Annotated in this window: 15 protein-coding genes; 6 read left to right on the forward strand and 9 right to left on the reverse strand. The window is 60.9% G+C overall.

The window, feature by feature from the left end; all coding sequences use genetic code 11:
• Positions 1-7 precede the first annotated feature (7 nt).
• Positions 8-763 (reverse strand): 3-deoxy-manno-octulosonate cytidylyltransferase, encoded by a 756-nt coding sequence (locus ASC90_RS02920; protein WP_056535122.1) that lies wholly within the window; start codon positions 761-763, stop codon positions 8-10.
• Positions 764-915: 152 nt separating this feature from the next.
• On the opposite strand from ASC90_RS02920, the gene ASC90_RS02925 reads away from it, so the two are divergent.
• Complete coding sequence (locus ASC90_RS02925) at positions 916-1,488, forward strand: cytochrome c family protein (protein ID WP_056535124.1); 573 nt, start codon at positions 916-918, stop codon at positions 1,486-1,488.
• A 51-nt stretch (positions 1,489-1,539) separates the two neighbouring features.
• On the opposite strand, the gene ASC90_RS02930 is transcribed toward ASC90_RS02925, so the two are convergent.
• Together ASC90_RS02930 and ASC90_RS30205 are read right to left on the reverse strand one after the other, a co-directional pair.
• A complete protein-coding gene (locus ASC90_RS02930) occupies positions 1,540-2,487 on the reverse strand; it encodes an AEC family transporter (protein WP_056535126.1) in 948 nt (315 codons plus the stop codon).
• Positions 2,488-2,570: 83 nt separating this feature from the next.
• Positions 2,571-2,696, reverse strand: coding sequence for a hypothetical protein (locus ASC90_RS30205; protein WP_280138301.1), 126 nt, complete (start codon positions 2,694-2,696; stop codon positions 2,571-2,573).
• A 206-nt stretch (positions 2,697-2,902) separates the two neighbouring features.
• On the opposite strand from ASC90_RS30205, the gene ASC90_RS02935 reads away from it, so the two are divergent.
• Positions 2,903-3,895, forward strand: a complete 993-nt coding sequence (locus ASC90_RS02935) for an adenosine kinase (RefSeq protein WP_056535128.1) — start codon at positions 2,903-2,905, stop codon at positions 3,893-3,895.
• Here ASC90_RS02935 and ASC90_RS02940 read toward each other — a convergent pair.
• A complete protein-coding gene (locus ASC90_RS02940) occupies positions 3,888-4,427 on the reverse strand; it encodes an SH3 domain-containing protein (protein ID WP_056535130.1) in 540 nt (179 codons plus the stop codon). The genes ASC90_RS02935 and ASC90_RS02940 overlap by 8 nt on opposite strands.
• 183 nt (positions 4,428-4,610) lie before the next feature.
• Here ASC90_RS02940 and ASC90_RS02945 point away from each other — a divergent pair, with 183 nt between their 5' ends.
• Positions 4,611-5,612: a D-glycerate dehydrogenase gene (locus ASC90_RS02945; RefSeq protein WP_056535132.1), complete on the forward strand. Its 1,002-nt coding sequence runs from the start codon at positions 4,611-4,613 to the stop codon at positions 5,610-5,612.
• Here the strand turns inward: ASC90_RS02945 and ASC90_RS02950 are convergent.
• The 3 genes from ASC90_RS02950 to recF are packed head-to-tail and all read right to left on the reverse strand — an operon-like array spanning position 5,609 to position 8,027.
• Positions 5,609-6,088 carry a GNAT family N-acetyltransferase gene (locus tag ASC90_RS02950; protein ID WP_056535134.1) on the reverse strand — a complete coding sequence of 160 codons (480 nt, stop codon included), beginning with the start codon at positions 6,086-6,088 and terminating at the stop codon, positions 5,609-5,611. The two genes, ASC90_RS02945 and ASC90_RS02950, sit on opposite strands and share 4 nt — an antisense overlap.
• Positions 6,085-6,906 carry a molybdopterin-synthase adenylyltransferase MoeB gene (locus tag ASC90_RS02955; RefSeq protein ID WP_056535136.1) on the reverse strand — a complete coding sequence of 274 codons (822 nt, stop codon included), beginning with the start codon at positions 6,904-6,906 and terminating at the stop codon, positions 6,085-6,087. Before ASC90_RS02955 ends, ASC90_RS02950 begins: the two co-directional genes overlap by 4 nt.
• On the reverse strand, positions 6,903-8,027 hold the full coding sequence (gene recF, locus ASC90_RS02960; RefSeq protein ID WP_056535138.1) for a DNA replication/repair protein RecF: 1,125 nt from the start codon (positions 8,025-8,027) through the stop codon (positions 6,903-6,905). The genes ASC90_RS02955 and recF overlap by 4 nt, the downstream gene beginning before the upstream one ends.
• A 287-nt stretch (positions 8,028-8,314) precedes the next feature.
• On the opposite strand from recF, the gene ASC90_RS02965 reads away from it, so the two are divergent.
• From ASC90_RS02965 to ASC90_RS02975, 3 genes are all read left to right on the forward strand, one after another.
• The gene (locus ASC90_RS02965; RefSeq protein WP_244480280.1) at positions 8,315-9,001 is read left to right on the forward strand and encodes an LssY C-terminal domain-containing protein; all 687 of its coding nucleotides are present in this window, start codon (positions 8,315-8,317) and stop codon (positions 8,999-9,001) included.
• Positions 9,002-9,236: 235 nt separating this feature from the next.
• Positions 9,237-9,932, forward strand: coding sequence for an NAD(P)-binding domain-containing protein (locus ASC90_RS02970; protein ID WP_056535141.1), 696 nt, complete (start codon positions 9,237-9,239; stop codon positions 9,930-9,932).
• Positions 9,933-10,093: 161 nt separating this feature from the next.
• Entirely contained in the window at positions 10,094-10,561 is a 468-nt protein-coding gene (locus ASC90_RS02975; RefSeq protein ID WP_056535143.1) for a truncated hemoglobin, read from the forward strand.
• Between the two features lie 7 nt (positions 10,562-10,568).
• Here the strand turns inward: ASC90_RS02975 and ASC90_RS02980 are convergent, their stop codons facing one another.
• A complete protein-coding gene (locus ASC90_RS02980; protein ID WP_056535145.1) occupies positions 10,569-11,090 on the reverse strand; it encodes a GNAT family N-acetyltransferase in 522 nt (173 codons plus the stop codon).
• A 19-nt stretch (positions 11,091-11,109) separates the two neighbouring features.
• Positions 11,110-11,673: an XRE family transcriptional regulator gene (locus ASC90_RS02985; protein ID WP_056535262.1), complete on the reverse strand. Its 564-nt coding sequence runs from the start codon at positions 11,671-11,673 to the stop codon at positions 11,110-11,112.
• Positions 11,674-11,714 lie beyond the last annotated feature (41 nt).

Raw genomic sequence — 11,714 nt, forward strand, 5'->3', positions numbered from 1 at the left:
AGATCCGTCAGTTCGATTTTGCGGAGAGAATGCGCCGCGCCTTTTCAAGGTCGGCTGGAGTATCGACACCCAGCGGAACCGTGTCAACGATCTCGACATCGATGCGCATGCCGGCTTCGAGCGCCCGAAGCTGCTCCAACGATTCGCGCATTTCAAGGATGGACGGGCCAAGCGATACGAACCGCTCAAGTGCCGACCGCCGATAAGCGTAGAGCCCAATGTGGTGGTAGAGCGGTCCAACGCCATAGGGCGCCGTCGCCCTGGTGAAGTAGAGCGCCCGCAGCCGGCTTTCGGAGAGCGGAGAGCCGACGACCTTGACGATATGGGGCGCGGTCTTGTCTTCCTCGTCCTCGATCTCGATGGTCAATGTCGCGATATCGACGTTCTCGTCCGCCAGAGGCCTTAGCGCCGCCCGCACCGTTTCCGGTTCGATCGTCGGCAAATCGCCCTGGACATTGACGATAATCTTTGCCCGTCCGTCCGGATCCACTTTCATCAGCGCTTCGTAAATGCGGTCAGAGCCGGACTGATGCTCCCTGCTTGTCATGACGACTTCGAAGCCGGCTTGCGAAACAACATCGAAGACCTCCTGGTCGTCGACGGCCACGACCACGCGCCCGATTGCCGCCTCCCGCGCCCGCAACGCCACCTGCACGATCATCGGCAGACCGCAAACATCGGCCAGCGGCTTGCCGGGAAGGCGGGTTGATGCCATGCGCGCCGGGATCAGCACGAGGACGTCGTCTATATTTGATCTGGTCATTGTTAGGGCCTTAAAATCGGGGCGGAAAGTGTCAAAAAGTCTCACGCAGCAGACCATTTAGACTGTTGCAACAAATCGCCAAAAGACATAGGTTCCGCGCGATTTCAAGATGGTCCGGTGTATCTCTGCCGGATGCGAGGGGAGCATTGCAGATGAATTCATACGTGAATACGGCAGTGGGGGCGCTGCTTGGAACGATATTCGTTCTGATGTCGGTGTCCATCGCATCGGAAGGGATCTTTCATTCCGAGAACCCCGAGAAAGAGGGGTTTGCCATTGTCGCCGAGGAGGCATCCGCCGGTGGTGCCGAGGCGGCGCCTGCTACGGTCGTTCCGATCGCTCAACTGCTCGCCAAGGCGGACGCCAAGGCTGGCGAGACCGTATTCAAGAAGTGTCAGGCCTGTCATGACGCCACCAAGGGGGGACCGAACAAGGTCGGGCCAAACCTCTATGGTGCCGTGGATCGTCCTATCGCCACGCATGAAGGCTTCGCCTATTCGTCGGCCATGAAAGACTTTTCCAAGGGTGGCAGCGAAAAGTGGACGTTTGACCACCTCAACCACTTCCTCGCGGCACCGAAGAAGTACATCGCCGGTACGGCTATGGGTTTTGCCGGCCTGACGAAGGACACCGATCGCGCCAACGTCATTCTTTACCTGCATACCCTTGCTGATTCGCCCGTGCCGCTTCCGGACCCGAATGCGCCGGATTCGGCAACGCAGTGATGTTTGCAATATCCTGAAGAAGACCGAGCCCGGCCATGAGCCGGGCTTTTTTCATGCGCCGAGAAGATAGGCCCAGAACGACACCGAGATGGCGCCAAGGGCAGTGGTCACCGTTATGGTCGAGGCCGCCAGGCCATGTCCGACGCCGAAGCGATTGGCAATGAGCCAGGCGTTCACCCCCGTCGGCACCGACGAAATCAACACCAGAGCCGCTGTCCAGTCACTCGCCAATCCGACCAGATTGCTCGCAGTCCAGACGCACGCGGGGAGAAGCAGAAGCTTGAAGGCGGAGGTGACGCTGGCAATTCCGACATTGCCCGAAATGCCGTACTTCTGCAGCGCCATGCCGAGCGAAATGAGGGCGACAGGCCCAGCCACGCCAGCGATCTGGTCGACAATCATCTCCACCGGCGCAGGCATCTTCAGCTCCAGCAGGTGCATGCACGCACCGCCCGCCAACCCGATCACCAGCGGATTGCGAACGAGGTTGACGGCGATCTGCCGAACCACCTTGGCGACGCTGCGCTCGTGACCGCCGGCGATCTTGTGTTCGGCACGCTCCATCAGGATCGTACCGATGATCATCATGACAGGCAGGTGAACGGCGATCAGGATCGAGAGCGGGACAAGGCCCTTGTCCCCTATCGTCCGCTGCACCAGCGGAAGCCCGATGAAGATCGTATTGGCAAAGGCCGATGAAACGCCGGCGAGAACGCCGATACGATCATCCCGGCCGAAAAACCGGGTGGCGGCCACATGCGCCGCAAACCACGTGACGGCAACGCCGGAGAAATAGGCGATCCAGAGACGAAAAGGCGATGCGCCTTGAAAATCAGCTTCAGCAATCGTTCGGAAAAGCAGCAGCGGAACGGCGACCTTGAAGACGAACTCGCTGAGCGCATCGCCGATCTCCGCCTTCATCAATCCCGCTTTCACGATCAACCAGCCGATCAAAATCATGATGAAAATGGGAAGAACGTCGAAAATGATGGCTGACATCAGAAAGGGGTGCCTTTGCATGCGGTTGGCAAAGGTCTAGCAGCAAATCGTTTGCGCTGACAAACGTGAATGGTCGCAACGCGTTAGGCCGAGACAAAAAAAGCGGGCCACGCCCGCTTTTCCGCGTCCGGCCTTGCCGGACAGCCGGTCGACAATGCTGCCAGTTCATCCGTGGTCAGCGTCGCTCCGGTACCGTCGAAGGGTATCATTCCCTTCTCCATTGGCTGCAGTCCGTGAACCACACATGCCAATCTCGTTGGCGATGTTTATAGCCATCGAAAATGACGGGCGGATGACGCCGCAGCCGCATTTTTGCGAGGGGAATAGCGGGCCGCCGGCATTTCTTCTTCCCATGCGGTGAAAATTCGCTAAGACCGACTACCGGCTATCACCAAAAACCGGGACCTCCCTTTTCATGACCAAATTCGATGTTCTGACTGTCGGCAACGCCATCGTCGATATCATCGCGCGCTGCGACGACCAGTTCCTCATTGACCACAAGATCACCAAGGCCGCGATGAACCTCATCGATGCCGATCGCGCTGAGCTTCTCTACGCGCATATGGGCCCGGCACTGGAAGCGTCAGGCGGCAGCGCCGGCAACACGGCAGCTGGTATTGCCAGCTTCGGCGGCAAAGCTGCCTATTTCGGCAAGGTCGCCGAGGACCAGCTTGGCGAGATCTTCGCGCATGATATCCGCGCACAGGGCGTTCACTACCAGACTCAGCCGAAGGGTAAGTTCCCGCCAACGGCACGCTCGATGATCTTCGTCACCGACGACGGTGAGCGCTCGATGAACACCTATCTCGGCGCCTGCGTCGAACTCGGCCCGGAAGATGTCGAGCCCGAGGTCGTGGCACAGTCCCAGGTCACCTATTTCGAAGGCTACCTCTGGGACCCACCGCGCGCCAAGGAAGCGATCCGCGATTGCGCGCGCATTGCCCACGAGAATGGTCGCGAAGTCTCGATGACGCTATCCGACAGCTTCTGCGTCGATCGCTACCGCGCCGAGTTTCTGGAACTGATGCGCTCCGGCACGGTCGACATCGTTTTTGCCAACCGGCAGGAAGCGCTGGCACTTTACGAGACAGACGATTTCGAGGAGGCACTCGTCAAGATTGCCAAGGACTGCAAGATCGCAGCGGTCACCATGAGCGAGGATGGTGCTGTCATCCTGAAGGGGCCTGAGCGCTTCTATGTCGATGCGATCAAGATCAGGGAATTGGTTGACACGACGGGCGCGGGCGACCTTTTCGCCGCCGGCTTCCTTTACGGCTATACTCAGAGTCGGACCCTGGAAGACTGCGGAAAGCTCGGCTGCCTGGCAGCCGGCATCGTCATTCAGCAGATCGGCCCGCGGCCGATGAAGTCCCTGGCCGAGGCCGGAAAGCAGGCAAGCCTTACTTGAAGGCTTCGCCTGGATAAGCGCCCCAGATCTCCGACTGCGCCACCCAGCCTTCGGCGCCGTCGATCTTGGCGAAGCACCAGTCACCGTTGCATTCACCGATATTCATCATGACGCCGGGTTCGAGCTTGGCAACAACGCTTGAGGACGACAACGCGTCTCGCCGCATGTTGACGAAGACCCCCTTGCCCTTGCCCTTCATCCATGGAGCGGCAATGGCCGCGCGCGTCCCCGACAGCAGCGACTGGTTGACCCAGCCCTCGGTACCATCAGCGTCACGCACCTGCCGCCAGTTGTCATATTCCTGGATGATCTCAACCGGCAGTCCGGCCTTCAGGTACATCCACGACGCGGCATAGTCCGTGCCGGGACCGATGCGCAGGTTGACGCGCTTGGACTTCAGCGTCACGAAGCGGGGAAGCGGCTGGCCGCTCGGGCCTTTTGCCGCCTGGGCATGCCCCAATTCGGCGGTTCCAGCCGAAAGCACGAAACCGATCGCGAGGGCGAGGCATGATTTCAGGAGTGTGCTGCGCATGGGGACTTCCGTTCGCTCGAATTCAAGGCAGCTCTCCTGCCTGATTCCCGGACCTCGACATTTGACCGCACGCTGAACGAGTTTTGTTTGTCTTCGCGCGCGGGTCTGGTAGAAATTGCCCGGAACGGGAAAATTATCCCGCGTCTTGGTTAAGGACCTCTGAACAATGCAGCGCCGGCGGACATGACGACGAAGAAAAAACCGAAGGTCTACATTACCCGCAAGCTGCCCGACGCGGTCGAGACGCGCATGCGCGAACTCTTCGACGCGGAACTCAACATAGACGACACGCCGCGATCGAGGCCGGAACTGATTGCTGCCATGAGGACGGCCGATGTCCTGGTCCCGACTGTCACGGACCGGATCGATGCCGCCGTGATCGAGGAAGCGGGTCCGCAGTTGAAGCTGATTGCCAGCTTCTCGAACGGCACCGATCATATCGATGTGGAAGCCGCGGCCCGTAAGGGAATTACCGTTACAAACACGCCAAACGTGCTGACCGAAGACACCGCCGATATGACGATGGCACTCATTCTCGCAGTGCCACGCCGGCTCGGCGAAGGCGCGCGGATACTGACGGACCAACCCGGGGAATGGGCCGGATGGTCACCGACCTGGATGCTCGGGCGCCGCATTCATGGCAAGCGCATCGGCATCGTCGGGATGGGGCGCATTGGCACCGCAGTGGCTCGCCGTGCCAAGGCGTTCGGGCTCGCCATCCACTACCACAACCGCAAGCGGGTCAATCCCGCGACGGAAGACGAACTGGAGGCGACCTATTGGGAAAGCCTCGACCAGATGCTTGCACGCGTCGATATCGTATCGGTCAACTGCCCCTCAACGCCGGCGACGTTCCACCTGCTGTCGGCGCGGCGTCTGGCGCTTCTGCAACCGACGGCCTATCTCGTCAATACCGCGCGCGGCGACGTGATCGATGAAGCGGCGCTGATAAAAAGCCTGAGGGAAGGCAAACTTGCCGGTGCCGGCCTCGACGTGTTCGAGAACGAACCGGCCGTCAATCCAAAGTTGATCAAGCTCGCAAACGAGGGCAAGGTCGTGCTGCTGCCGCACATGAGTTCAGCGACGATCGAAGGTCGAATCGACATGGGCGACAAGGTGATCATCAACATCCGCGCATTCATCGACGGCCACCGCCCGCCGAACCGGGTGCTGCCCGGCCGCTAGCCCTGGGCCGAGAGCGATTTCCGCATCTCGATCGACGTCGTTCGACTGAAGCCCGGATGGGCGTTTTCCGCCGTCTTCGAGAAGCCCCACCGGGCGAATACGGCGTGATTCTCGACGAGTTCGATGCGCGTTTCCAGCCTCAGCGCCGGCAAGGCGAGTGACCGCGCCGTTTCTTCGGCAACCGACAGCAGCTGCCTGCCTATCCCCCGCGACTGGGCGTCCGGCGCAATTGCGAGCTTGCCGATGTAAACAGACCCCCACTCGGGCCGCAGGAATACGCAACCAACCAAGGTTTCACCCTCCAGCGCGACAAAGGCCATCTCCGTTTCGGCCTTAGCGGCAAGCGAACCTGACGTCAGAAGGAGTGCCGAGGACGGTGGCTCGATGCGTTCATTCATGTAAGAAAAAGAGGATAGGATAAGCGCCAGGAGCTCATCCCAGCGGTCGAAGCCGGCTTCGAGGCGGCTGATGTTCATGACGCCTGGGTCTGCTTCGGACGCCGGCGCCTGTAGCGGATCGTATCGAAGCGCGCCGACAAGGCATCATAGAGCAACAGCCGGCCAACCAGCGGCTCACCAGTGCCGGTAATGAGCTTGATTGCCTCCATCGCCATCAGCGTTCCGATGACGCCGGTGAGCGCACCGATGACGCCGGTTTCAGCGCAGACGGGAATAAGACCGGCCGGTGGCTTTTCCGGGAAGAGATCACGGTAGGTTGGGTTCAGCGTGCCATCGGCGACGGCTTCGTAAGGCTTCAACACCGTGACCGAGCCGTCGAAGCGGCCGACCGCACCTGTTACCAACGGGATCTGCGCAGCTTCCGCGGCGTCCGCTGCCGTATAGCGCGTGTCGAAATTGTCCGAGCCATCTATCACGAGATCAAAACCCGACAGGTGACGCCTGGCGGAATCGGGCGAGAACCGTTCCTCGAACCGAATGACTTTCACGTGCGGATTGAGCCGCGCGATCGCAAAGGCAGCACTTTGCGTCTTCAATTCGCCGATCGTTCCGGAATCATGAATGACTTGGCGCTGCAGGTTGGAAAGCGACACGCGATCATCGTCGGCAATCCCAAGCGTACCAACTCCGGCGGCAGCGAGATACTGCAGGATCGGCGCGCCCAGGCCGCCCGCGCCGATTACCAGCACGCGTGAAGCCTTCAGTTTCTGCTGGCCGGCACCGCCTATTTCGGGAAGCAGGATGTGGCGCTGGTATCTGGCGATTTCTTCAGGGCTCAGAGGTTCCATGGGAGCGACGCTAGCATGGCCTTCGGCAATCGGGAAATCGGCGGTCATTCGAAAACCTTTCCATCGGCAACGGTGAAGAACTGCGCCCGGTCGCCGAGTGCAGAAAACATGGCGCGGTCCGTGCCCGTCATGAAGGCCTGACCGCCGAGCGCGTCGATCAAATCGAACAGGGCGGCACGACGCCCCTCGTCGAGATGGGCGGCGATCTCGTCAAGCAGCAGGATCGGTGCGTGGCCTGTCAGATTGCCGACCAAGCGGGCGTGCGCCAGAATCACGCCGACCAGAAGCGCCTTCTGTTCGCCTGTCGAGCAGCGCGCGGCTTCCATCTGCTTGTCGCGATGACGCACCAGGAGATCTGCCCTGTGCGGACCGTCAAGCGTGCGGCCCGCGCCGGCATCGCGATGACGGCTTTCCGCCAGCATCGCGGCATAATCGTCCTCGAGATCGACGGCCGGGCGGCCAAACTGTCCGTCCATGAAGCCGCTGAGCTCCAGCAACGCGGAGGGAAACGGCAATGCTTCGCGTGTTTCCTCGATCAGCCGGGCAAGGAGCCCAAGCATTTCCTGGCGTGCCAGCGCCATCGCAATTCCGAGGCTGGCCATCTGCTCCTCGATGCCCGACAGCCACGACGGATCGAAGCGGCGCTCGTCGAGAAGCTTGTTGCGGCTGCGCATGGCGCGCTCGAAATCGCTGGCGCGGCGTCCATGAGAGGGGTCGAGGGAGAGCACCAGTCGGTCGAGGAAGCGACGACGCTCGGACGAGCCACCCGTAAAGAGCCCATCCATCGATGGTGTCAGCCAGAGCACTCGTAGATGATCGGTAAGTTCGTCGGCGGTTCTTGCCGGCGTACCGTTGATACGCAGCCGGCGGGAGGCCGCATCGTCGGTCGTATCGACGCCGGTGCCGATCTCCACCTCGCCCTCCATCCCGTCGAGTTGAGCGAAAATCGAGAAGCCGGCGGTGGCGCCGACGCGGGTGATATCGCCATAAGTGGCGCGCCGCAGGCCGCGTCCGGGCGACAGAAAGGATACCGCCTCCATGAGGTTGGTCTTGCCGGCGCCGTTGTCGCCGGTCAGCACCACATGCCGGCTGTCAAGCGGCAATCCGGCCGCCGTGTAGTTGCGGAAATCGGTCAGTTTGAGGCGGGAAAGAGAAACCTTGTGTGGCATGCGTTATCCGGATTGTAACGCCAGAGAGCTAAGCGCTACGAGCGTGGATAGCAAGGGCGCAAGCCTCCCGCGCACAATATGCCTCGCCGTTGCAGCCGACGCGGCGTTCGACGTTTTATAGTTTGAAATATTACTGGAATAGACAGTATGGTATGCAAGTGATTGCTACAATTCGAAACAGTTGCGAGTTCTACGATCTCAGTAAATATTCCTTGGCGCGCGATTCCGCTCGTCGATATTTCTTAGTGGCGACGTAAACAGTCATGAAAAGTCGTACGAAAACACATATGGCGATAAGCGCCGCGACAGCGTTGCTAATGGGATACTTGCTTGTCGCCTATTTTGTCGTCCCCGAAGTATGGATATTCCATGATGCCGGTCGCGTTGCCGAATTTGGCGACATGGTTACAACCACCGGGCAGGACATCCCCGGCGATCCCATTAATGTCGGTCTGGTTGGCTCCAAAGAAGAGGTGCTGCGGGCATTCGCGGCAGCGGGATGGGACCCTGCCGATAAGATTACCCTGCGTACGTCGGCCGAAATCGGACTGAGCGTCGTGCTTGATCGGCCTGACCTGGACGCTCCGGTTAGCCCATTGTTCTTCGATGGACGCAAGCAGGACCTCGCCTTTGAAAAAGCCGTCGGCAAAAGCGCGGACAAACGCAACCATGTGCGCCTCTGGCATAGCACGAGGACCGGTGCTGATGGCCGGCCGCTTTGGCTTGGTTCTGCGAGTTTTGACCGTGGCGTCGGCTTCAGCCACGACACCGGCCAAATCACCCATCACATCGGGCCCGATATCGACGCCGAGCGGAATCTGGTGATCGGCGACCTGCTCAGGGCGGGACAGCTTTCATCGACCTATGAAATAGCCGGAATCGGCCCGACCAAGACCGGCCGCAACGGTGGCGGCGACCCTTACTTCACCGATGGACAGGCGCTGATCGGTGTGCTTCGCGCCGCGGCGCCCTGAACGCCGGAAGCACCGGGAGGCGTTCAGCCCCATTCGAATGGTTTGGAGCGCTGCCCGTAGACACGCGCGCCCGGAGGAAGCCTCGGCGCCTTTGCGCCGTCTTGACAGCCACTTGCCGGCATACCGACCTCACGCGATGTTGAGCGGCCGCAAGAAACTAAGGCGGACTTGCCCTTGGTGACGGGTGTTCGCACACCTACCTCTAGACCAGTCACATCGTTTCAGGACAACGGTCATGAATATCGGCATTATCGGCTCCGGCTTCATCGGAGGCACTCTGACGCGCCGCCTTTCGACGGCGGGCCACAAAGTCTTCGTCGCCAATTCGCGCGGGCCTGCATCGCTCGCGAAACTCGTCGCCGAGACCGGCGCGACGGCGGTGACGGCCCGTGAAGCCGCCCGCAGCGGAGGCGTTGTAATTGTCGCAATACAGGAAGGCAAAGTCCCCGATCTGCCGAAAGATCTCTTCGACGGCGTCGCTTCGGAAGTGGTGGTGGTCGACACCGGTAACTACTACCCACGGCAGCGTGATGGAAAGATCGCCGCAATCGAGAATGGCATGACCGAGAGTAGCTGGGTAGAAAGCCAACTCGGACGACCGGTACTGAAAGCTTTCAACAACATCTACTGGCAACATCTGCTCGAATCCGGCAAGCCGGCCGGCACTCGCGGCCGCATCGCCCTACCGGTCGCCGGCGAAAGTGCCGCCGCCAAGGCCGTGGTCGTCAGACTGTTCGATGAACTGGGATTCGACGGCGTCGATGCAGGCAGTCTCGATGAATCATGGCGACAACAGCCCGCTACTCCGGTCTACGGCACCGACCTCGACGCAGATGGTGTTCGGCGGGCGCTGGCAGGCGCCACCCCCGAGCGTAAGTCGGAATGGTATGCCACCGGCAACAGCCCCGGCACGCTCGACAATCCGGCTTAGGCCGAATTGACAGAATGCATGGCTCCATTTGGGTCATCGGCCGAGCCTCGATGAACGTGGAAGCGTATCCGCTGTCCTGTGTTTAGATCTTGCGGTCTTCTCCCGGCGGCAATCGCCGCTTATATGAATGCCGTCGCAATCGGCGACCGCTGGAGTGGACGATGAACACGAAAATAGAGGGCCGGGCGGCACATGTGGCCGCCATCCGCGAACGCGCCGAAGCTGAAATGAAGGCGATGGGGGTCGATGAGGCGTTCATTGATAGGCTGGTGGAGACGTTCTACGGCCGCGTACTCAAGCATCCTACCCTTGGACCGGTGTTCGACGCTAAGCTTGCAGGTCGCTGGCCGGAGCATATGGCAAAGATGAAGAGTTTCTGGTCGGCTGTGGCGTTTCGCAGTGGTGCCTATGGCGGTAAGCCGGTGCAGGCGCACACCGGCGTCTCGGATTTGACAGCGGAGTTGTTCCCGCAGTGGCTGGCGCTGTTTTCCGACACGCTCGACGATATCGCGCCGAACGCCGATGCGAAGGCGTGGTTCATGGCGACCGCGGAGCGGATCGCCAAGAGCCTGACGCTTTCGTTGTTCTACAATCCGGCCCTCGACGACCCGCAGCGCAAGCCGGCATGATAGCCGCTCAGGCGGCGATCCGCTTGTAGAAAAAGGTGGATGCGCAGAAGCCACCTTCCGGCCACAGGGCGTAATCCGGGATCACGCCGACACGCTGCCATCCGAAGCGCGGATAGATCGCCTCGGCATCGCTTCCTGTCGCCGTATCGAGCACGAGGAGAGTCTTGCCCAGTCTCCCCGCCTCACGCTCGGCGGCATCCATCAGCAAGCGGGCTAGACCCTTGCCACGGGCGGAGCGGTGAACCAGCAGCTTCTTGAGATCGGCACGGTGCGGCTGATTGGGCATCTGGGCAGCGCCGACCTGCACGGTACCGATCGCCTTACCCGCCAGTTCGGCGACGAAAAGCAGCGTCGCGCCCATCGCGACGCTTTCCGCAACACCCCGCCAGTAAGGCTCCGCGCTCGCCGTGTCGTAAGGCTGCATGAAGCCGACGGAAGCGCCGCCATTGACGCAATCGGCCAGAACCTCGCAGAGGTCGGGAATAGCTGCCCGCGCTGAGGCTGCGTCGAGAAGGCGGATGGCGATCATGGGTCTCTCCTGAAATGAACTAGCGGCGCCGGTCGAGCACGACACAGTAGCGGGCGGGCGTATTGCCGGGATTGTGGAAGACGTGACCTTCGGCAACGGGCATGAACAGACAATCACCAGGCAGGAGACGATGAACCGTCTCGCCAGTCGTCATCTCCAGTTCGCCGTGGAAGAGCCAGATATGCTGGGTCATGCCGCTGCTTGCCGCATGCGGCGGGAAGCCGACGCGAGCGCCGGCGGGGAACTCGACATCGACGATGTCGACGTCGGACCCCGTTCCGGGCGGCGATACGGAACGGCGCATGTAGTCCGTTTCGGGATCGCGCCAGACCTGCTGTTCCTGCCGGCGGGAGAGCGGGGAGGCCTTGCCGTCATCGGCGAAGAAGGAGGAAAGCGACAGGCCGAGCGCGGCGCAAACCCGCGCAAGCAATGAGGCCGTCGGGCTTGCCTCTCCACGTTCGATTCGGGAGATCATTGCCCGGCTCACGCCGGAGGCGTTGGCAAGATCATCCAGCGTCAGGCTTTTCTCCATCCGTATCTTGCGGATGCGTATGCCGATCGCCTTTTCGAGTTCTTTTTCCATCATACGATCTACTATAATAGAAATGCATTGATCGATAGTGG

Source organism: Rhizobium sp. Root1220, from assembly GCF_001426265.1.
In the GTDB taxonomy this organism is placed as follows: Bacteria; Pseudomonadota; Alphaproteobacteria; order Rhizobiales; family Rhizobiaceae; genus Rhizobium.